We start from the raw sequence: 19,532 nt of genomic DNA, 5'->3' as shown, positions 1-19,532 counted from the left end.
CCCGTATTGTGGTGCTGTCCATACACCCCTCCGATGTCTTCTCCTAAAAATCCCTCTTCAGATAGAGACTGTGGTCATTTCCCATCCCCCTGGGTGGGGAAAAATTGGGTTCGATCGGAGGATGATAGAGGAGAATCGGCCAGGGCATGGGAATAGGCTGATGGAGCGGATTTTGCTATAACTGGTGTTACAGTTCCCAGAAGAAATTTTATCTATGAGGGGCAGACCACTGCTGGTAGTTACAGGGGTAGCAATGGCCCTGCTTGCTTCAAGCATGCTTTTAGCTGGGACAAAACCTGTTTCTGTGCGGGTCAACCGCTGGATTGTGCTCCGAAAAGTCTCTGGTCAAGTCAATTACTTGAAAGGGGCGGTTGGGCGTCCTGCCCGCTTGGGCGATCGGTTGCAGGCCGTGGGAGAGGGCATTTCTACAGGCCCTCAATCCAGCGCTGTCCTAGAGGTAGACACTGGCATTGGCCTGATTAACGTGGCTGAAAAAACCCTACTGCGGGTTCTGGCCTTGAAATATGCGGCTGATAATGGTCGGATTACCCAGTTAAAGATTGAACAGGGGCAGGTTCGCCTCCGCCTGCGCAGTTTTACCCACCGGGGAACTCGCCTGGAGATTCAAACCCCTGCAGGGGTGAGTGGGGTGCGGGGCACCGAGTTTGGGATCGTCGTGACGCCCAACGGCAAAACGGGGATAGCTACCCTCACCGGGAATATTGAAACCTCGGCTCAGGGAGAAAGTGTTTTGGTGCCGGGGGGATTTCAAAACCTCCTGATGCCCGGATTTCCCCCGACACAACCTGTTCCCCTGCGAGACAGTACCCAGTTGCAGTATCGCTGGCTGCAAGTCGTTGACGGAGGCATTCGCAAGTTGCGGCTGATTGGGCAGGTGGACCCGGTGAATGGGGTCCTGGTTAACCAGGTGCCTCAGGCGGTCGATCGGAATGGGGCGTTCAGCCTCCTGTTTCCTGTGCCCAACCGTCTCCGCCTGCAGGTTACCGTCGTTACGCCCCTGGGTAAGAGGCAGGTGCATGAACTCGAAGCAAGCTGAGTGGGGATGGCGGATTCTGCCGGGGGGAGTGGCGACTCTGACGATCGCAATTCTGCTCCGATTGTCGGTACTCCAACCCCTGGAACAAATCGCCTACCGCCTCCTCTTCCAACTTCGAGGGGGCATGGCCTGGGACGATCGTCTGGTGCTGGTGGCGATCGACGATTCTAGCCTGAAACAGTTGGGCCGTTTCCCCTGGTCGCGGCAGCAGTATACCCGCTTACTGCAAACCCTTGCTAAGGCTGAGCCCAGTGTTGTTGCGATTGATTTGCTCTGGTCCGAACCGAGTCAGGATGATGCCCAACTGGCCCGGGCCATGAGTCCACAAAATTCAGTGGTCCTAGCCCAGGCCTGGGATGCAACGGGAGTTCCCCTGAAACCGGTTATGAAATTGCGGGAGGCCGCGATCGCCACGGGCCATATTCTCAGTCGGGCCGATAGTGATGGTTTGGTGCGGCGAATTTCCCCCCAGATCCAGGGACAACCCGCTTTCGGGATCGCAGTCGTGCAGGCTTACAGCCTGGTGCAGGCTCCCGTACAGCTTCCTCCCCTGAACCGCTCCCTCTGGGTTAACTGGCCTGGGCCAGGAACCCAGTTGCAGCAGTATTCTTTTGTGGATGTGGTAGAAGCCCGGGTGGATCCCCGAGCTTTTCAAGACAAGATTGTGCTGGTGGGGATGACTGCGACAGGTTTTGACCCCTTGCTAACCCCCTTCGATCGCACCCCCCCGGCCAGTAGTATCTATCTCCATGCTGCCGTCATCAACAGCCTGCTGCAGCAGAATGTGTTGCACCCCTTGTCTGATCCCCCGTTGCATTGGGGGGTATTGCTGTTGCTTGGGCCTGGACTGAGCGTTCTGATCAGTAATCGCCGTACACACCACCAGTTGGGGCTGGTCGGTGGACTTTGCCTCAGTTGGGGCTGTCTGACACTGGTGCTCCTGCAGTTCAGTTATCTGGCTCCGGTCGCCTACCCGATTCTTCTGTGCCTCCTCACCGGGATGGCGGTCATCCTGAGCGAACGGTTGCGAGAAAATGTCCTGCTGCGGCAGACGATCGATCACCTCTGGCAGACCTACCATCCGGATCTGGTCATGCAGGTGGGGTTCCCTGCACCTCCCTCCCTGCCACCCGCAACCCAATCTGCTGCATCCAGAGTGCAGGTGACCCAACTGGCGGCATTGGCGGAACAGTTTGGCCGATCACAATCCACCCAGGCGGCGATTGCTCGTAACCTTTCGATTGGGGTTCTGGCTTTCGATGCCGAGGGACAGGTCTGGTTTTGTAATCCGCTGGCAACCGCATGGACGCAAATTCAGATGGGCGATAACCTGCACACCCACCTGGAGATCCTGGAATGCAGTCAGGCAGAATGGCAGATGGCGCTCCAGACCTTGAAAGCCAATCAGCCTGTTCCTTCCAGAGAAATCAATCGAGATGGGCAATGGTTCGAGTTAAAGCTGGAGTTTCTGACCTATCCTGCCACCTGGAAAAACGGGACGGCCTATCCGAGATCGGATGGATTCCTCCTGCTGATCGAAAATATCACTGCCAGAAAACAGATCGAGACGAACCTCAATCGTCAGGTACAGGAATTGAACCAGCTCAGCTTACTGAAGGACGATTTTCTCAGTACGGTGTCCCATGAGCTGAGGGCTCCTTTATCCAATATTTCTATGGTGATCCAGATGCTCAGGTTGAACCCTTCTGCAGAGCAGCAGGTGTATTATCTGCAACTGTTGGAAGATGAATGTAACCGCGAAACTGAACTGATTGACGATCTGCTCAACTTACAGCGGCTGGAATCTGGAGCTACAACACCCCGGCTGGAACGGTTGAATTTAGAGGGATGGCTGGCAGAGCTGGTTGAGCCCTTCTACAGTCGGGTGGAAGCCCGTCAGCAAAAGCTGGATCTTCAGATTCCGATCGAGGTGCCTGTAATTCTGTCTGATCAAATCAGCTTAAGACGCCTGCTGACAGAGTTACTGAATAATGCCTGTAAATATACACCACCGGGAGGGCAGATTACAGTCACAGTTGGGGTCATGGACCCACGGGAACAGCGGGCAATCCATTTCAGTGTGACCAATAGTGGGATTGAAATTCCTAAGTCAGAATGGTCAAGAATCTTCGAGAAGTTCTATCGAATTCCCAGTAGCGATCGGTGGCAACAGGGAGGCACAGGGTTGGGATTGGCGCTGGTCAAGAAACTGGCAGATCATCTGGAAGGCTCTGTTCGGGTAGAGAGTGGGGCAGGGCTCACCCGCTTCACCGTCGAATTACCCTACCTTGTTCCATAGCCTCTGCTGTAAATGGCGTTGCTGAATCACGGTATGATTTGCCCGATCTGAACGTGAGGGAGACGCTCCCACTCCCTATCAATGCACAACTCCAGTAGTATGAGCATCTTGCTCAAGTAGTATGAGCATCTTGCTCAAGTAGTATGAGCATCTTGCTCAAGTAGTATGAGCATCTTGCTCACGCTCCTGATTCATTCCTTCGTTCAGCAACGCCCTGTAAATTTCCTTGAATTTGATGATTGAATGGGCAGTTGCCACTAAAATCAAACTCAAATTTCACTCTATCTGCACTTGTGCTTGAGCGCTCTAAGTTCCTCCCGGTCTGGGTTTATGTATCGTTAGTGACAAACGGGCTCCTCCTCGGTGCCTTTGCGCTGTTTCTGGCCAGGCAACAGGGATTCTGGTCTGATTTTCAGGCCAGTGCCTCTACTCCTCAGGTCACAAGCCCATCCCCATCCCCCGATGCGGGGATACGGCATCATCTGACCTACGAACAATGGGTCGCGTTGTTACAGCGGGAAGCTGGGGTTGCTGCCGTGACCAAACCCAGACGGTTGAGCATCCTGCTGGGGGATTCCCTCAGTCTGTGGTTTCCCCCGAACTTGCTGCCGGATGGACGCACCTGGCTCAACCAGGGCATTTCTGGAGAAACATCTGCCGGGTTATTGGAGCGGCTGAGATTCCTGGATCGGGCAAACCCAGAAACCATTTTTCTGATGATCGGGATTAATGACCTGCTGCGAGGTATGGAAGATGAGGCGTTGCTCAGAAATGAACAACAAATTATTGGCTATTTGAAATCAGTTCATCCCCAAACCCAAATTGTGATCCAGTCAATATTGCCCCATGCCGGTCAGCGGGCTACCTGGGAAGGGCGCAGTCGCCTGAAGAATATTCCCAACAGTCGAATTCGCAAGTTGAATCGGGAGTTGATCGCCCTGGCCAATCGGGAGGGGATCTACTATCTGGAACTGCATCCCCTATTTACCGATGGTGAAGGAAACCTGCGCCCAGAATTAACTACTGATGGGCTGCATCTGAGTCTGCAGGGATATTGGGTCTGGAGATCGGCAGTCTTGATGTTTACGCAAACCGAGCTAGAAAAACATCGCTTCCAGAATGATCCCCCCATCATCGGGGGCTAACCTGGGCAGGATCATGGCTTTACCCCGGATCTCTATCGTGATTCCAGTCTTAAACGAAGCCAGCACGATCGCTGGCGTTCTAGCCGCAGCTCAGGCTGGGGTTGAGCTTGAAGTGATTGTGGTGGATGGGGGCAGCAGTGATGGCACCCTGCAACAGGTGCAAGGCTCAGGGGTGCGGCTGCTCCAAACCTCGGCTGGTCGGGCCAGACAAATGAACCAGGGAGCGGCGATCGCCACCGGTGGCATCCTCCTCTTTCTTCATGGCGATACCCGTCTGCCTATCGGGTTTGACCAGCAGGTGCGGCAGACTCTGGCAAAGTCCGGAGTCATTGCTGGAGCCTTCCAGCTCAAAATTGACTGCCCAACACCGGGCCTCCGGAAGATTGAACATCTGGTGAACTGGCGATCGCACCTCCTGCAGATGCCCTATGGGGATCAGGCCCTGTTTCTCAAGACAGAGACTTTTCAGAAACTGGGCGGATTTCCAGACCTGCCGATTATGGAAGATTTTGAGCTGGTGCGCCAATTAGGTCGGCTGGGGCGGATTGCGATCGTGCCTCTGTCCGTCACCACCTCTGGTCGGCGCTGGGAAAAGCTGGGCCTGGTCAAAACCACCCTGATTAATCAGCTCATGATTGTTGGTTATGTCTTGGGGGTGTCCCCGACCCGACTGGCCACCTGGTATCGGCATGGGAGGACAAATTAAATTGATATAAGGTAGAAGCAGGGATATAAGCTTTGGGGATTGAGTCTTGCAGATTACGTTTCTGGGAACCAGTTCGGGGGTACCGACAAGGGCGCGGAATGTCTCCGCGATCGCCCTGCGCCTGCCCCAACGGGCAGAGGTCTGGCTATTCGATTGTGGTGAGGGGACACAGCACCAGTTTCTCCGAAGCGAGCTCAAGATCAGTCAACTGACTCGCATCTTTGTCACCCACATGCATGGAGACCATACTTTTGGGTTGATGGGGTTGCTGGCTAGTTGTGGGCTGGCTGGCAGTCCACAACGCATTGATATCTATGGTCCTCCTGGCCTGGATGAATATCTGCGCGCTTCCGTGCGCTATTCCCAGACCCACTTTTCCTACCCGGTGAAGGTCCATACCGTCAAACCTGGGGTTTTGTTTGAGGATGAAGAATTCGTCGTCAGTTGTGGGGCCTTGAAGCATCGTGTCCCAGCCTTTGGCTATCGCATCACGGAGAAAGATCGGCCCGGACGCTTTGATGTGGAGAGGGCAACAGCAGTGGGCATCCCTTCTGGCCCGCTGTATGGCAAGTTAAAGCGAGGCGAGGTCATTACCCTGCCGGATGGACGCCAGTTTAATGGGGCCGATTTTTGTGCCCCGCCAGAAACGGGGCGCAAGGTTGTCTACTGTACGGACACAATTTACTGTGAAGGAGCCGTGGAGCTGGCCCGGAATGCGGATGTGCTGATTCACGAAGCCACCTTTGCCCACCAGGACGCTGAACTGGCTTATCAGCGGCTCCATTCCACCTCCACCATGGCAGCCCAGGTGGCCCAGGCAGCCCAGGTGAGGCAATTGCTGATGACCCACTTCAGTCCCCGCTATGCGCCCGGCAATGATATTGAGTTGAAGGATTTGCTGGCGGAAGCACGGGCTATTTTTCCTCAGACAGCCATGGCCCATGATTTTATGACCTACGATGTCCCTCGGCGTCAGGTCACAACACTGGCCTCTTCCAGGTAGAAGTCTGGAACCACTATAGGCTGAAATTGGACAGCACCAGGAACTTCTGAACCTGGAGCTTGAGTGGGCTCATGGATGGATTTTCAGGTACCGAGGATTGGGGTAACCCATATCCACCCATTGCTGCCAGGAGCAGCACGGCTACCAGCAAAGAAACTTTGGGATAGAGGTATTTCATGGCGAGAGATCCGAGTCATTACAGGAATAAGACTCTGGTTCTGGCCAGGAAGTTCACCCAGGAGCATCCCCATTGAAGACATTGCCAATTATGCTGCCAGTTATTTGATCTTCTGGATAGCTCGCACCCACCCAAGGATCATTAAAATCATTCCACTGATCAGCAAAGAAGCGATCAGCCCCAAAATAGCAGCCACGATCGCCCCCACGGCCCCTTTCATGGCTCCACCAATGATCACTGCCAGACAGGTCACGACCCCAATCACGATCGCCTGGATCAGGTTATCCTTCAGGCGTAAAGAGGGCACCATGCCGACAGTTTCAGCAATAGTATTGTAGGTTTCCAGGCCATTATTCTGGCTCGTCGAGCCAGGGGGATCACCAGCCTGGGGCGGTTGAGGGTCCGGTTCTGGATGCTGCGGATCAGACACCATGATTATGCTCCTATTGAGTCACAAAAGACCTGAGCATAGCCTACCATCAGAGACAGGTGTCATAGCGACCGTAATGGTTCAACCGTGATGTTTCAAAAGATATACCCCTTGCGTTCAGGTGGGCTCCAATCGCTTCGTCAGCCTTGGGCAAACCGCCTGTCCATCCGAGCTCTGTTCTGGGCCTTCAGGCCATGGGTAGGCAGGATCGTGCTGTTCGCCCTCCTGCTCACTAGCCAGGGACCAGCCGCGATCGGGGGGAATCTGCTGCACCAATCGGGCCTGGTCCCTGACAGTTCAGAGACACCCTATCAGGAACGGCTGATTCATCACCCGGATGGCATCGGGAAATTCTATCTGGGGCGCGAGATTGCTCAGGTGATGGGGCACCAGGGTGCAGGCTGGCTGGAGCGATCGAGTCGAGATTTGGAGGAACGTCCCCAACTGCTCCTGGAGGCCCTGACCCTGAAGCCCACGGATGTTGTTGCCGATATTGGGGCCGGGACTGGCTACTTCAGTTTTCGTCTGGCTCCGCTACTGCCTCAGGGGAAAGTCCTGGCCGTGGATATTCAACCGGAAATGGTGGAGATACTCAACGTTCTCAAGCAGGAACACCAGGCTATCAATGTGCAAGCCATCCTGGGCCGCAAAACCGATCCAGGTCTGCCAGATAGTAGTGTTAATCTGGCTCTCCTGGTGGATACTTACCATGAATTTGAGTACCCCAGGGAAATGATGCTGGCCCTGGCGAAAGCTCTGAAGCCAGGGGGCAGAGTTGTTTTAGTGGAGTATCGAGGCGAGAACCCACTTATTCCGATCAAAAAGCTGCACAAGATGACGAAGAAACAGGTAATGAAGGAACTGAATGCGATCGGATTAACGTGGCGAGACACGATCGAGTCCTTACCCCAGCAACATATTTTGATTTTTGAAAACTTAATTCCGTCAGATCATGGCTGAAATCAATAGGCTCAGGCTCTTCCGCTGAGCCTCTTCAGAAACCTGCTACAAATCACGATCCTCGCAAGTCAACCTGAAAACAGGGCTTTCTTCTATCACAGGAGTGAAAACCCGGTTTCTGAAGAGGTCTGAAAACGGAAGAAATATTTGTTGTAATCCATCGTAACCGTTCAGCAAACCCAACCCTCACCGCAGGATAAAACAACACATCAACAACTGACGCAGAGCAGGCAGGCGTTACTTGGAACACCAATCGTCAGGCGAACGATAGGACCTGAACTTGCAACGCTGATGGTCTAGCCGATCGCAGAAACAGCCTTAACGGCTTCATCGACAGCAGGACGTTCAGCGTCGTCAGAACGAACATCAAAAGCGATCGCAAACCGGGCATAGGGTTGCATCTGACGGATCACTTTCATATGCCCTTCAGCCTCATTACGATGGCGAAACCGGGCCACGGTCGTTCTTTGCAGATTGGGCATAAACTTATGAACCACCCAGGGATTCAATTGATCTTGATACTTCATAACAATCAACCTCATCACGAAAGAATTGATGACAAAACGCTACAGATAGGGGGGTAATTAAAAAATTCCAGTTACCGGAAAAGCCAGAATTGAGCAGACCGGCAACGAGGGCGAACACACTACATATAGTGTCTATCTGGCAGCTCGTATACTATATGCAGGAGTGCGGCTTTAAGTCTGTATCTAGAGATACAAAACCCCAGCTCTTTTCAGAATCTCTTAAGATGTCTGCGCTTTGAGTATATCCGGCATTTGAAAAAACTGCTCCGGATAATCGAACTTTTTTGGCCAGTTTTTGTCAAGAATGCTAAAGCACTACTGCTAGTGGGTTTGCGAGTGAGCTGACTTCATGGACAACTGGAGTTCCTGGCTTCTGGAAAGTGACAAAAAATCAGCAGGGCCTCACTGGGCTGCCCTGCTGATTCGCAAACATTGCACTGAGTAGGTGGGCACAATTAAATTACCGATAGGGTAGGTTGGGTTGAAGAATGAAACCCAACACCCGCAAGGGTTTTGCTTCTGAAAGGCTAACGATCGACGGAGCCCATGATCACATCAATGCTACCCAGGATAACCATGATATCGGCCACCTTCATACCCCGGACCAGTTGAGGTAAGATCTGCAGGTTATTAAAATCGGCAGCTCTAATTTTCCAGCGCCAGGGGAAAACGTTGTCATCCCCAATCAAATAAATCCCCAGTTCACCCTTGCCACTTTCAATGCGGACGTAATGCTCCCCTTTAGGAATTTTGAAGGTGGGGGCAATCTTCTTCCCAATGAACTGGTAGTCGAAATCATTCCACTTAGACTTGGGACCGGCGACCATACGTTCGGCCTCCAGGTTTTCGTAAGGACCACCCGGCAGAGCTTTCAGAGCCTGTTCGATAATCTTCACAGACTCCCGCATTTCCCCAATCCGAACCACATAACGGGCGTAACAGTCCCCGTCGGTATGCCACTGCACATCCCAGTCCAGCTCGTCGTAGCACTCATAGTGATCGACCTTACGCAGATCCCACTTTACCCCCGAAGCCCGCAGCATGGGACCAGACAGCCCCCAGTTGATGGCTTCTTCCCGGCTGATATAGCCAATCTTTTCGACCCGGCGGCGGAAGATGGGGTTATTTGTGATCAACCGCTCATATTCATCGACTTTCGGCAGGAAGTAGGTGCAGAAGTCCTGACACTTATCGACCCAGCCATAGGGGAGATCTGCAGCTACGCCCCCAATGCGGAAATAGTTGTTGTTGACCATCCGATAGCCGGTGGCCGCTTCCCACAGGTCATAAATCATCTCCCGTTCTCGGAAAATGTAGAAGAAGGGAGTCTGGGCCCCAATATCTGCCAGAAAGGGTCCCAACCAGAGCAGATGGTTGGCAATCCGGTTCAGCTCGAGCATGATCACCCGAATGTAGCTGGCCCGTTTCGGAACTGAAATGCCAGCCAGTCTTTCCGGAGCATTGACCGTGACCGCCTCATTGAACATCCCAGCGGCATAATCCCATCGGCTGACATAGGGGACGTACATGATGTTGGTACGACTTTCAGCAATCTTCTCCATGCCCCGGTGAAGATAGCCCAGGACTGGCTCACAATCAACAACATCCTCTCCATCCAGGGTGACAATTAACCGGAGTACACCATGGGTAGAGGGGTGATGCGGACCCATGTTAATCACCATGGGTTCAGTTCGGGTTTCAATCCTCGGCATAAATTGGCGGTTCCCTATACGAAGGTTCGGTAGGTGATAGATATAGCCCTCAGGATGACCTAATCTCTTAGAGAGGAGACCGGGGCGGAGGGCGATCGTGTCGTTAACAATCCGTGATCCACTCCCCATTATACGGACATCCGCCGGAATAGAACGGCCAGCATAATGTCAAACCTGAATGACATCGATAAACCGACTTTTATGCACAAGTCCGTGCTCGGTCGGGAACTCCTGCAGGCTATGGTGATCGCCCCTGGGAGCTGTTTTCTGGATGCAACTGTGGGAGGTGGGGGCCACAGCCGCCTGCTCCTGACTGCAGCCTCTGACGTGACGGTGCGGGCGATCGACCAGGATGAGCAGGCTCTGGCTGCAGCCCAGGCCAACCTGGCAGAATTTGGCGATCGGGTCCACTACGATCGCCGCAACTTCGCCAACTATGATCCCGGCTCCCTGCGTTTTGACGGGATCATCGCAGACCTAGGGGTTAGTTCGGCCCAGTTGGATATCCCAGAACGGGGCTTCAGCTTTCGCCACGAAGCACCTCTGGATATGCGGATGGATCGGCGACAGACCCTGACGGCAGCCGAGTTAATCAACCATTGGGAAGAGACCAGGCTGGCAGATATTTTTTTCAAGTATGGAGAGGAACGGCTCTCCCGTCGGATTGCCCGCACCATTACTGAGCAGCGCCCCTTCCAGACAACCACGGACCTGGCCGAGGCGATCGCCCGTTGTGTGCCCCGCGCCTACCGTTACGGCAGGATTCACCCGGCAACCCGTGTGTTTCAGGCCCTGCGGATTGTGGTCAACCGGGAACTGGATGCCCTGGAGACGTTTTTGCAGCAGGCTCCCACCTGGCTCAAGCCAGAGGGCCGCATTGCCATCATCAGCTTTCATAGCCTGGAGGATCGGCTGGTGAAGCACGGATTTCGGGAGTCTCCCCTGCTCCAGGTATTGACCAAAAAGCCGATTATTCCGCAAGAGGAAGAAATGAATGAGAACCCCCGCGCCCGATCGGCCAAGTTAAGGGTTGCCCAGCGATTACCAGAGGCTTAGATTACGGCATCCCCCCAATGGGACTATCCCAGGGCAGGGGCGGCAACACAGCATAGATCCCTTTCCTGACAGCCTCCGGTCTTTCTTTGTAAGGAACTTTACCCTCGGCACAATCCACATACTGACCCGTAAATTGCAGCAGTTCCGGGACAGATTGGTTTGGAGTCAGTTCGCTCAAGATAAAGGTGAGCTTCTGCGGAGCCGCAAAGGCCACCACACAGGACCGGCTGCAGGCTCCCATACAACGGACTGGCTGCAACTGAATCTGATCACGCCAGTCGCAGGTAGCTAATCCTGCCTGTAACTGGTTAAACAGGCATTCCCCGCCGCTTAATTCTACTGATGGCCGATTTGCAGGAAAGGAGGCAGATGAAGCCGTCTCAGGAAGCCGACAAAGTACACAAACGAATAGCGTATGTTGAGTCATAGTTGGGTTGAAATTAGGATCCAAGGGATAGCAACGTTTATGGATTGATGCAACTGTCATTCTGGTCGATCACACCAATTCCGGGAGCAAATTCAGACCAGCGTTGCAACACTTCGCTATGACACAAGACGAGTGGAATTTCTGGATTTTGCAGCAGATTAATCCGGATCTGATCCTGAAGTTGCAAAATAATCACAATTTCATGGATGGGATCGTAACTGGCGATGGTGCTAAGTATGTCGGAAACTGTGGTTTCGTCTAATGGCAGCGATCGCAGATAGGATAATGCTTCTGACTCCCGGATAAATCGCAACTGATATCCCAGCAGCGGGATCTCCCATCCCAGAGGCGCGCCCGGCACCAGCCTCATCTCGCCTACGACCAATCCCTGACCAGCGCAAATGAATCCTGCCCAGGCCACATATCCAATCACCATAAAGTGCTGATTAATGGTGCGATCGCACCAATCTTCCTGGCGTTTCTGCCAGAAGTCATTGTCAAATTTCATTGCTTTCCCCTGTCAACTCTTCAAGGTCACAATTGGCTTGTGGCTATGACCTGAGGACCCAGGTTCGGGTGATAATGAAATGCCGTAAACCTGAAACAAAATCTGGACCACAATCTGTACCTCGCAGAAATGGAGTGGATGCCAACACCAATATCAAACCGATATGAATGGATGTTGGGTAATACTATCGGCGGGCATTCTGACTCGTGAGAGCATGGCTCTCAATTACAGTTGCGGGACAGCGCCGGACTCACACCGGACTTTCCCCCTTGCGTTTGATGGCTGTTCCCCATCAAAACCAATAGATTATGTGGTCAGGATAACACCCTTTGGAAGGCAGCGTAGAACAAAATTCCTTTCCCTCTCAAGGCATAACTACTATTCTCATGCAAGGTAGTACTTCAAGGGCCGTGATTATAGCCTTGAAGATCACGATCTAAAGACCAGATAAAAACGCGGCGATCGGGTACCTTCCTTGTAAATTTTTCCCATTCTTTGATGATGGAAAGATCCCCTATCCCTGCACCACGCATCGCGGAATCCGGGAATTCGCTCAGCCACTCTCCTATTTCTTCCATAGACGGAACTTGCATGACTTGCCAGGGTGCTTTTCCCGTAATTGCTTTATTCACCTCTTCAACGAATTTTTGAGCAAAACGGCGTCGATTACTCCCGTCACTCAACTGGGCAATATGATTGCCAGTCTCGTAGACCGCAGCCATAGGCAAAAGAAGAGTGGTTCCATTTTCTAAAAACTCTTTTAATTGCCCTATTACGTTTTCTCTTTCTCCGTTCATGTGAGGAATATCCAACACATTGCAGAAGATAGAAGTATCAACAATTGCGACTGGGGGCATTACTCAGACTCTCCAACTGCACTGAGAGACGCTAACCACTCCATCGCTTTTTGTCTTTTTTGCTGCGATCCAGGATGCTGCTTCACAAAGCGTTCTAACAGCCCACGAGTCATGAGATGACCTAAAGAACCTTGAGCAATCAGTTCAGGATAGTCAGGAATATCCTGTAATCGAACTAATTGGCTGGATCCATCCTGTGGATTTCTGTAACAGAATATAGTCTCAGGAACAGCATCGTCTGGTAAAGCATCCACCAGGGCAGGGTTGTGGCTACTGATCAAAACACGTAGATTGCGTTTTTTGGCAATCCTGGAAATGCGTTCTAATAGATCCGCTGCCCTGCTCGGATGTACACCATTATCAATTTCTTCGATCACAACCAGGCTTTCCGTTGGGGCAGAAAGCATTGCAGCAGCGATGGACAGTACTCTTAAGGTCCCATCTGAGAGCATAGCCGCATCATACTTGGTCGAAGTGCCGCCAAATGTTTCAGTGAGCTGCAACATCACTTCATCGCGAGGAGTTTCGATGAAACTGATATCCTCAATGTCTTGTTCGGGAAGACTTTGAACAAACTCCAACACAGATGCTTTTACTGCTGCATCACGGCACAAATTGTAGATCACACCTGAAAGGTTTTCGCCATGCTCCTTAAGAACTTTATCCGTTTTATGACCATAGGAGCGCATTGAACCTGGCTCAGGCTCAAGAAATACAACACTGCTTAGCCAACGCACATATCGTTCAGCAATGATTGGAATAAATCTTCGGCTATCCGTATTTTCGGGACGAAATCGAATTTCACTTAAAAGCTGGGTGAAAATTGCCATATGACTACTACATACGATGCTTGGCTTCTTTCCTCCTCTTGCAAAATTGTTATAGGCAACAAAGACATCGCTTCCCGCACCCTGAGGGGCGCTTGTGACTTCATATAATGGAACTGTTGAAGTGGGACTTGTAATCTTTTCCTGCGTTACATGCAGCTCGCCATCATCACCCAGACTCAGATCGATAGAGAGATGATTCCATTCTGACTTATTTGTTACGCAGGAGATGCCGAATGATTTGGCACCCTGATAGCCCCAGTTCCCTATTCCACCTCTAAAGGTTCTCTCATCATGCTTATGAGGGCTACCAATGAAACTCAATCTCTCTCCCTCTGCAATTCTTGCCAAAAGGCGTAGGGCTTCAATGACATTGCTTTTCCCAGATGCATTAGCTCCAATCAGCACTGTCAATCGTCCAAGGTGCAAGATTCCAGACCGATAGCTTTTAAAGTTTTTGAGTTCGATTTGGGTAAGCACTTGATTTACTCCATATCAATTTGCCTCAAAACAACAGAGATTAAACCCTTTTGGTTTTGAATAGTGAAGGCTTTCATTATATCTGCCCTAGTTCATAGGGTTGCTCTCAGCTTCTCTACTGCGTCGAGAGCATCCCAGTTTTGCAAGGTTGCCCACCCAAGGGGAAGCCGCTGCGCGTCTACATCCCCCAGCCCCTTCTCCCTCTTTGGGAGAAGGGGAGCCAGGTTCAAAGTCCCTCTCCCGTTCTGGGAGAGGGATTTAGGGAGAGGGCTACAAAAGTGGGATGCACTCACTGCGTCTCTCCAATTAACTCCCAGGCGAGTAAGTAGGTCGGCACAATTAAATTAAGGATGAGAGTCGGGGTGAAGGGGGCGTGCCCCCTTCCTGGGGGTTTCGCCCCCAGACCCCCCTTCTTATAATTAATCTCACCCGATTACTTATCCAGCATCGCCTGTCGCAGTGCCTGGGCCTTGTCCTTACCCTGATTCAAATAGCGGTAGAAGTCCGTCATCAGTTCAGCCGTAGCGCATCCGGCATCTTCCAGAGGGACACGATAACACTGAGAACTCCGGCTGTGATCAGCGATCGGGGGTCACCTTGCCCCGGCCCTGCGAGCCATCTCTCCCAGGAGGGGATTGGGTTTGCACCGTAGCCCTTATGGCTAGCTCCCAATTCTTTCATAATTGTTTCATAATTATTATTAAGCCCGATTGACAATCCCCCTGGACTTCTTCAATCTGGTTAATTATGAAAGGAAAATGAAAAGGACGGGGTTATGCCGCCAGGGGCTTCAGGCTCACATCGTACAAGACAGGGGCTGCGATCGCTGATCGTAGGGCTGCTCCTGCTGTCGGCATTGACCGGTTGTACCGTACCAGACGAACGATCGTCTGCTCCAGGCTCCCAGTCCGAGAGTCCGGGCAGTTCTCAAGCGCAAGGGAAGAAAATCATCCTGACTACCTTTACGGTGCTGGGGGACATGGCGCAAAACGTGGCTGGTGATCGGGCGATCGTGGAGTCGATTACCAAGACAGGAGCTGAAATCCATGGCTATGAACCCACCCCCAGTGATCTGAGACGGGGCCAGGGAGCCAATCTGATCCTGGACAACGGTCTGAATCTGGAGCGCTGGGCCGATCGGTTTTATAACAACTTTCCCAAAGTGCCCCACATCACCCTGAGCGAAGGTGTGCAATCCATCACCATTGCCGACGATGCCTACCAGGGCAAACCCAATCCCCATGCCTGGATGTCTCCCCAGAATGCGCTGATCTATGTCGAAAATATCCGTAAGGCCCTGGTGGCCCTCGATCCAGAAAATGCGACAACCTACAACACCAATGCCGCAACTTACAGTCAGCAAATCCGGGCGATCGATGAAAAACTGAAACAGGCGATCTCAGCGATTCCTCCTGATAAACGCTATATCGTCAGTTGTGAGGGTGCGTTCTCCTACATTGCTCGTGATTATGGCTTGAAGGAGGTCTACCTCTGGCCTGTGAATGCGGAACAGCAGGCAACGCCCAAACAGGTGGAACGGGTGATTAACACGGTGAAGGCCAATCGGATTCCGGCGGTCTTTTGTGAGAGTACGGTTAGCAACGAGGCCCAATTACAAGTCGCAAAGGAAAGCGGGGCGAAATTTGCGGGGGTCTTTTACGTCGATTCTCTTTCCCCACCAGAGGGGCCTGCCTCCACCTATCTCAAGCTATTGGAATACAACGTTAACACCCTGATCCAGGGATTACAGGGTCAATAAAGGAGCAAAACGCATGGATGCAATCCGAATCAATCCCATCAGTATTGATATCGAAAATGTGACAGTTGCTTACCACGGCCATGTGGCGCTGTACAGAGCGTCGCTACAGTTGAAAGCAGGCACCATTTGTGGCCTGGTGGGTATGAATGGGGCTGGAAAATCCACGCTGTTCAAGGCGATGATGGGGTTTGTTAAACCTCTGACAGGGCGGATTTTGATTCAGGGGTTGCCCCTGAATCGGGTGCAAAAAAGTAATCTGGTGGCCTATGTACCCCAATCCGAAGACGTGGACTGGAATTTTCCGGTGAACGTTCAGGAAGTGGTGATGATGGGCCGCTATGGCTACATGAATCTGTTACGGATTCCCCGATCAGTGGATAAACAGGCCGTCCGAGAGAGCCTGGAACGAGTGGAAATGTGGCCTCTGCGCGATCGGCAAATTGGTGAGCTTTCGGGTGGCCAAAAAAAACGCACCTTCTTTGCAAGGACTCTGGCACAGGGAGGAAATATTCTGTTGCTGGATGAACCCTTTGCCGGTGTGGATATCAAAACCGAAAAAATGATGATTGATTTGCTAATGCAATTACGCCAGATGGGGCACACGATTTTAATTTCCACCCATGATCTAGCCTCAATCACTACTTTTTGTGATCAGGTGGTGTTGATCAATCGCAGTATTCTGGCCTATGGGGACACCTCCAAAGTCTTCACGGAGGAGAATCTGTCCCGTACTTTTGGTGGTTCTCTGGGCGATTTGTCCTTTGCCAAAAGTCAGTTCACCCAGAAGCATCAGGGGGAATAGCCATGGATTTAGTTCAATGGTTTGCAGCTCCCTTGCAGCACGAATTCATGGTGAAGGCAATCTTGGTCAGTGCGTTGGTGGGGGTAGTTTGTTCGGCTCTGTCCTGCTACATGACCCTGAAAGGCTGGGCTCTGATGGGGGATGCGGTCTCCCATGCTGTCCTGCCAGGTGTCGTCATCGCCTATCTGCTGAACTTGCCTTTTGCCCTGGGTGCTTTTGTGTTTGGGGTGGGTTCCGTGATTGCGATCGGCTTTATCAAAGCCAAAACCCGTGTCAAAGAAGATACGGTGATTGGTCTGGTGTTCACAGGCTTCTTTGCTCTGGGTCTGGTGCTGATTTCCAAAGTGAGGAGTTCGATCGACCTGACCCACATTCTCTTTGGCAATGTTCTGGGCATTTCCAATGCAGATATTCTGCAAACGGTCATCATCAGTGCCATCACCCTCGTCACCCTAGCAGTGTTGCGCAAAGACCTGATCCTGTTTTGCTTCGACTCTACCCACGCCAAGTCCATTGGATTGAACATTGTCTTTCTCTATTATGTGCTGCTGTCGTTGCTGTCCCTCACCGCTGTCGCCGGACTGCAAACGGTAGGCATCATTCTGGTTGTGGCTATGTTAGTCACACCGGGGGCAACGGCTTATCTGCTGAGCGATCGGTTCGACCAGATGATGCTGATCGCCATGGCTTCAGGCGTTTTTTCCAGTGTCATAGGTACCTATATCAGCTACCACATTGATGGTTCCACCGGTGGTTGCATCGTGGTGCTACAAACCCTGCTGTTTGTGTTAGCAATGATTTTTGCTCCCAAGCATGGTCTGTTGGTGCGATCGAAACAGCAACAGATTGAGCCCTGATTCGGATATAACGTTTGGTTTATTTCTTCCGGGAGGCCCGATCGAGAGAAAGGAACTGGCATTGTGGGTATTGAGATTGTCTTGCGCCAGGCGAGGGCACGATCCATTGCAGGTGTTGCACAAGGAGTGGGCCACGATCGCATTCGAATGCATGCACCACCCATTCGAATGTTCCCTAGGACTGAAGCGCTGTCCTTAGACCATATTCGAATGCATGAGCTGCAGATGTGAATGTTCCCTATGCTTGAAGCCTTGTCCATAGAGCATATTCAAATGCACCGCTTGCACATGTGAATGTTTCCTATACTTGAAGCCTTGTCCACAGAGCGGATTCAGATGGTTGGCTTTGCGATTGAATTGCAGGAGCAGCCCATGCGATCGCAACGAGTCATGCAGYTCCATCCAGAGGACTCCGGACTCCCCGATCGCCGCGATTCAGCCCATGGGTATAAATCATCGTTGTTTTTACATCCTTGTGTCCAAGCAGTTCTTGAGTCGTGCGGATGTCGTAGCCGCTTTCTAACAAATGAGTGGCAAAACTGTGACGAAAGGCATGGCAGCCAATCCTCTTACTGAGCCTTACAGTCTTTGCTGCTTGTTTAACCGCTTTTTGTACTCCACTTTCATGTAAATGATGTCGGCACATTAGCCCGCTGCATGGATCTTGGGTCATTGAACCAGATGAAAATATATACTGCCCAATCCATTCCCGGTTGGCATTTGGATATTTACGCTCCAACGCAAAGGGCAGATTCACAGATCCGAATCCTCGACTCAAGTCTCGTTGGTGCTGTCGTTGAACACCCACTAGATGATCTTGTAATTCTGTTGCGACACTGGAGGGCAGCATCGTTACACGGCTCTTGCTGCCTTTACCGTCTCTGACAACAATTTGCTGTTGAGCAAAGTCAACATCCTTAACTCGTAAGCGCAATCCTTCGATTAAGCGAAGACCACTCCCGTAAAGCAGCTTCACAACCAACTGATAAGTACCGTCACACTGTTGGATTACAGCGATCGCCTCCTGTTTTGTCAACACCGTGGGCACATACTGAGGTCGTTTTGCTCGAACAGCATCAATGCCCGATATTTCTAGATTGAGCACTTCCCGATAGAGACACAGCAGGGCACTGCGAGCTTGATTCTGGCTCGAAGCGGCGACTTGCCGCTCGACGACTAGATGGGTGAGAAAAGCTTCAATTTCAGCTTTACCCATCTCCCTGGGATGGCGCTTATTGTGAAACAGGATGTAACGGCGAATCCACTGCACATAGGTTGCTTCTGTGCGGTTGGCGTAGTGCTTCAGCCGAATGGCATCCCGCACCTGATCCAGCAATTTCTTAGGAGGTGACTGCATAGAGATAAGTAGATGTACTGTGTATTCAATAGTCCATCTGCTCGCCTCCGTAAGGAATCTGAAAATATGCGGAACGATTCTCGCAAATCAGCTTAAATGGCGTATTATGCTGAAATAATCTCCATAAGTAGTAAAAATAAGGTGTTATGCCGAATGATTCGGCCTATCTGCCCAATTTGGGATCTTAGGCGGAAAAATTCCGTCTACTAATAGTTAGACGCGCGACTCGAAGTCGTTCGGGGGAGTTGGAGAACGCCCAAAACGTTCTCCCTGTCAGTGTTCAGGCAGATGTCCGCCTCGGAATGTTCAATCAGTAATGAGAGGGCAGTATCAGCAGACGAGGTTAAGTGTCCAACAAACCTGAAGCCAAAACCAGGTGCGAGGGCTAGGGCAAGGTTGCTACGGATAATGCAAATGAATCCTTGATGAGGCTTCGTTAATTAAGGTGCTCGAAATGGCTGATACGAGCATGTTGGGGCATAGGGGGGTGGATAGCGTCTAAATATCGGTCGAGAACACCTCGCGCCCGGAGGAAAGAGGAGTCCTAAGGCAACCACATCTCCACCCCGTGCGAAACGAGGAAAC

General features: G+C 51.8%; 21 protein-coding genes and 1 riboswitch. Of the genes, 10 read left to right on the top strand and 11 right to left on the bottom strand.

All coding sequences use genetic code 11. The features are described 5' to 3' along the window. The first annotated feature begins 214 nt into the window (after positions 1-214). The 5 genes from BST81_RS11375 (at position 215) to BST81_RS11355 (ending at position 6,210) form a co-directional block, all read left to right on the top strand. Positions 215-1,057 carry a FecR domain-containing protein gene (locus BST81_RS11375; protein WP_083636809.1) on the top strand — a complete coding sequence of 281 codons (843 nt, stop codon included), beginning with the start codon at positions 215-217 and terminating at the stop codon, positions 1,055-1,057. Next, positions 1,038-3,356, top strand: a complete 2,319-nt coding sequence (locus tag BST81_RS11370) for a CHASE2 domain-containing protein (protein WP_075598644.1) — start codon at positions 1,038-1,040, stop codon at positions 3,354-3,356. The genes BST81_RS11375 and BST81_RS11370 overlap by 20 nt, the downstream gene beginning before the upstream one ends. 341 nt (positions 3,357-3,697) lie before the next feature. Further along, positions 3,698-4,501: a GDSL-type esterase/lipase family protein gene (locus BST81_RS11365; RefSeq protein ID WP_253188239.1), complete on the top strand. Its 804-nt coding sequence runs from the start codon at positions 3,698-3,700 to the stop codon at positions 4,499-4,501. A 13-nt stretch (positions 4,502-4,514) separates the two neighbouring features. Then, a complete protein-coding gene (locus BST81_RS11360) occupies positions 4,515-5,207 on the top strand; it encodes a TIGR04283 family arsenosugar biosynthesis glycosyltransferase (protein WP_075598643.1) in 693 nt (230 codons plus the stop codon). A 46-nt stretch (positions 5,208-5,253) separates the two neighbouring features. After that, a complete protein-coding gene (locus BST81_RS11355; protein ID WP_075598642.1) occupies positions 5,254-6,210 on the top strand; it encodes a ribonuclease Z in 957 nt (318 codons plus the stop codon). Positions 6,211-6,223: 13 nt separating this feature from the next. Here the strand turns inward: BST81_RS11355 and BST81_RS28050 are convergent, their stop codons facing one another. Continuing rightward, positions 6,224-6,388: a hypothetical protein gene (locus tag BST81_RS28050; protein ID WP_171974735.1), complete on the bottom strand. Its 165-nt coding sequence runs from the start codon at positions 6,386-6,388 to the stop codon at positions 6,224-6,226. A 100-nt stretch (positions 6,389-6,488) separates the two neighbouring features. Beyond that, positions 6,489-6,821, bottom strand: a complete 333-nt coding sequence (locus tag BST81_RS11350; protein ID WP_075598641.1) for a hypothetical protein — start codon at positions 6,819-6,821, stop codon at positions 6,489-6,491. Between the two features lie 207 nt (positions 6,822-7,028). Here BST81_RS11350 and BST81_RS11345 point away from each other — a divergent pair, with 207 nt between their 5' ends. After that, entirely contained in the window at positions 7,029-7,778 is a 750-nt protein-coding gene (locus BST81_RS11345) for a methyltransferase domain-containing protein (RefSeq protein WP_253188238.1), read from the top strand. A gap of 296 nt (positions 7,779-8,074) precedes the next feature. On the opposite strand, the gene BST81_RS11340 is transcribed toward BST81_RS11345, so the two are convergent. Together BST81_RS11340 and BST81_RS11335 are read right to left on the bottom strand one after the other, a co-directional pair. Then, a complete protein-coding gene (locus BST81_RS11340; protein WP_075598640.1) occupies positions 8,075-8,305 on the bottom strand; it encodes a hypothetical protein in 231 nt (76 codons plus the stop codon). Positions 8,306-8,832: 527 nt separating this feature from the next. Beyond that, the gene (locus BST81_RS11335) at positions 8,833-10,017 is read right to left on the bottom strand and encodes an NAD(P)H-quinone oxidoreductase subunit H (RefSeq protein WP_075598639.1); all 1,185 of its coding nucleotides are present in this window, start codon (positions 10,015-10,017) and stop codon (positions 8,833-8,835) included. Positions 10,018-10,182: 165 nt separating this feature from the next. On the opposite strand from BST81_RS11335, the gene rsmH reads away from it, so the two are divergent. Then, a complete protein-coding gene (gene rsmH, locus BST81_RS11330; RefSeq protein WP_075598638.1) occupies positions 10,183-11,073 on the top strand; it encodes a 16S rRNA (cytosine(1402)-N(4))-methyltransferase RsmH in 891 nt (296 codons plus the stop codon). A gap of 1 nt (position 11,074) precedes the next feature. Here the strand turns inward: rsmH and BST81_RS11325 are convergent, their stop codons facing one another. The 6 genes from BST81_RS11325 to BST81_RS27490 all read right to left on the bottom strand — a co-directional run bounded on the left by BST81_RS11325 (position 11,075) and on the right by BST81_RS27490 (position 14,853). After that, the gene (locus BST81_RS11325) at positions 11,075-11,500 is read right to left on the bottom strand and encodes a DUF1636 domain-containing protein (RefSeq protein WP_075598637.1); all 426 of its coding nucleotides are present in this window, start codon (positions 11,498-11,500) and stop codon (positions 11,075-11,077) included. 37 nt (positions 11,501-11,537) lie between these two features. After that, the gene (locus tag BST81_RS11320) at positions 11,538-12,008 is read right to left on the bottom strand and encodes a hypothetical protein (RefSeq protein WP_075598636.1); all 471 of its coding nucleotides are present in this window, start codon (positions 12,006-12,008) and stop codon (positions 11,538-11,540) included. Between the two features lie 171 nt (positions 12,009-12,179). Then, positions 12,180-12,326: riboswitch (cobalamin riboswitch) on the bottom strand. Between the two features lie 83 nt (positions 12,327-12,409). Beyond that, positions 12,410-12,865 carry a hypothetical protein gene (locus BST81_RS11315; protein ID WP_075598635.1) on the bottom strand — a complete coding sequence of 152 codons (456 nt, stop codon included), beginning with the start codon at positions 12,863-12,865 and terminating at the stop codon, positions 12,410-12,412. Further along, the gene (locus BST81_RS11310) at positions 12,865-14,172 is read right to left on the bottom strand and encodes an ATP-binding protein (RefSeq protein ID WP_075598634.1); all 1,308 of its coding nucleotides are present in this window, start codon (positions 14,170-14,172) and stop codon (positions 12,865-12,867) included. The genes BST81_RS11315 and BST81_RS11310 overlap by 1 nt, the downstream gene beginning before the upstream one ends. A gap of 433 nt (positions 14,173-14,605) precedes the next feature. Continuing rightward, positions 14,606-14,683: a hypothetical protein gene (locus BST81_RS28805; protein WP_075598659.1), complete on the bottom strand. Its 78-nt coding sequence runs from the start codon at positions 14,681-14,683 to the stop codon at positions 14,606-14,608. Beyond that, positions 14,683-14,853, bottom strand: a complete 171-nt coding sequence (locus BST81_RS27490; protein ID WP_253188237.1) for a hypothetical protein — start codon at positions 14,851-14,853, stop codon at positions 14,683-14,685. Before BST81_RS27490 ends, BST81_RS28805 begins: the two co-directional genes overlap by 1 nt. A gap of 94 nt (positions 14,854-14,947) precedes the next feature. Between BST81_RS27490 and BST81_RS11295 the strand changes: the two genes are divergently transcribed. From BST81_RS11295 to BST81_RS11285, 3 genes are read left to right on the top strand one after another with little or no spacing between them, the layout of a single operon-like run. After that, positions 14,948-15,931: a metal ABC transporter substrate-binding protein gene (locus BST81_RS11295; protein ID WP_083636803.1), complete on the top strand. Its 984-nt coding sequence runs from the start codon at positions 14,948-14,950 to the stop codon at positions 15,929-15,931. 13 nt (positions 15,932-15,944) lie between these two features. Next, positions 15,945-16,733 carry a metal ABC transporter ATP-binding protein gene (locus tag BST81_RS11290; RefSeq protein WP_075598632.1) on the top strand — a complete coding sequence of 263 codons (789 nt, stop codon included), beginning with the start codon at positions 15,945-15,947 and terminating at the stop codon, positions 16,731-16,733. 2 nt (positions 16,734-16,735) lie between these two features. Then, positions 16,736-17,590 (top strand): metal ABC transporter permease, encoded by an 855-nt coding sequence (locus BST81_RS11285; protein ID WP_075598631.1) that lies wholly within the window; start codon positions 16,736-16,738, stop codon positions 17,588-17,590. 388 nt (positions 17,591-17,978) lie between these two features. Here BST81_RS11285 and BST81_RS11275 read toward each other — a convergent pair whose 3' ends face one another. Continuing rightward, entirely contained in the window at positions 17,979-18,947 is a 969-nt protein-coding gene (locus BST81_RS11275) for an integron integrase (RefSeq protein ID WP_075598629.1), read from the bottom strand. Positions 18,948-19,532: the final 585 nt, after the last annotated feature.

Origin of the sequence: Leptolyngbya sp. 'hensonii' (assembly GCF_001939115.1) — a bacterium.
Taxonomy (GTDB): Bacteria; Cyanobacteriota; Cyanobacteriia.
Note: the sequence above shows the minus strand (reverse complement) of the source record. Positions and strands in the feature narration are given on the sequence as shown.

What these genes read in the sequence shown, in the direction of transcription:
- BST81_RS11375 (WP_083636809.1), top strand. Translation starts at nt 215, where the DNA reads ATGAGGGGCAGACCACTGCTGGTAGTTACAGGGGTAGCAATGGCCCTG.
- BST81_RS11370 (WP_075598644.1), top strand. Translation starts at nt 1,038, where the DNA reads ATGAACTCGAAGCAAGCTGAGTGGGGATGGCGGATTCTGCCGGGGGGA.
- BST81_RS11360 (WP_075598643.1), top strand. Translation starts at nt 4,515, where the DNA reads ATGGCTTTACCCCGGATCTCTATCGTGATTCCAGTCTTAAACGAAGCC.
- BST81_RS28050 (WP_171974735.1), bottom strand. Translation starts at nt 6,388, where the DNA reads ATGAAATACCTCTATCCCAAAGTTTCTTTGCTGGTAGCCGTGCTGCTC.
- BST81_RS11350 (WP_075598641.1), bottom strand. Translation starts at nt 6,821, where the DNA reads ATGGTGTCTGATCCGCAGCATCCAGAACCGGACCCTCAACCGCCCCAG.
- BST81_RS11340 (WP_075598640.1), bottom strand. Translation starts at nt 8,305, where the DNA reads ATGAAGTATCAAGATCAATTGAATCCCTGGGTGGTTCATAAGTTTATG.
- BST81_RS11335 (WP_075598639.1), bottom strand. Translation starts at nt 10,017, where the DNA reads ATGCCGAGGATTGAAACCCGAACTGAACCCATGGTGATTAACATGGGT.
- rsmH (WP_075598638.1), top strand. Translation starts at nt 10,183, where the DNA reads ATGTCAAACCTGAATGACATCGATAAACCGACTTTTATGCACAAGTCC.
- BST81_RS11325 (WP_075598637.1), bottom strand. Translation starts at nt 11,500, where the DNA reads ATGACTCAACATACGCTATTCGTTTGTGTACTTTGTCGGCTTCCTGAG.
- BST81_RS11320 (WP_075598636.1), bottom strand. Translation starts at nt 12,008, where the DNA reads ATGAAATTTGACAATGACTTCTGGCAGAAACGCCAGGAAGATTGGTGC.
- BST81_RS11315 (WP_075598635.1), bottom strand. Translation starts at nt 12,865, where the DNA reads ATGCCCCCAGTCGCAATTGTTGATACTTCTATCTTCTGCAATGTGTTG.
- BST81_RS28805 (WP_075598659.1), bottom strand. Translation starts at nt 14,683, where the DNA reads ATGACGGACTTCTACCGCTATTTGAATCAGGGTAAGGACAAGGCCCAG.
- BST81_RS27490 (WP_253188237.1), bottom strand. Translation starts at nt 14,853, where the DNA reads ATGAAAGAATTGGGAGCTAGCCATAAGGGCTACGGTGCAAACCCAATC.
- BST81_RS11295 (WP_083636803.1), top strand. Translation starts at nt 14,948, where the DNA reads ATGCCGCCAGGGGCTTCAGGCTCACATCGTACAAGACAGGGGCTGCGA.
- BST81_RS11290 (WP_075598632.1), top strand. Translation starts at nt 15,945, where the DNA reads ATGGATGCAATCCGAATCAATCCCATCAGTATTGATATCGAAAATGTG.
- BST81_RS11285 (WP_075598631.1), top strand. Translation starts at nt 16,736, where the DNA reads ATGGATTTAGTTCAATGGTTTGCAGCTCCCTTGCAGCACGAATTCATG.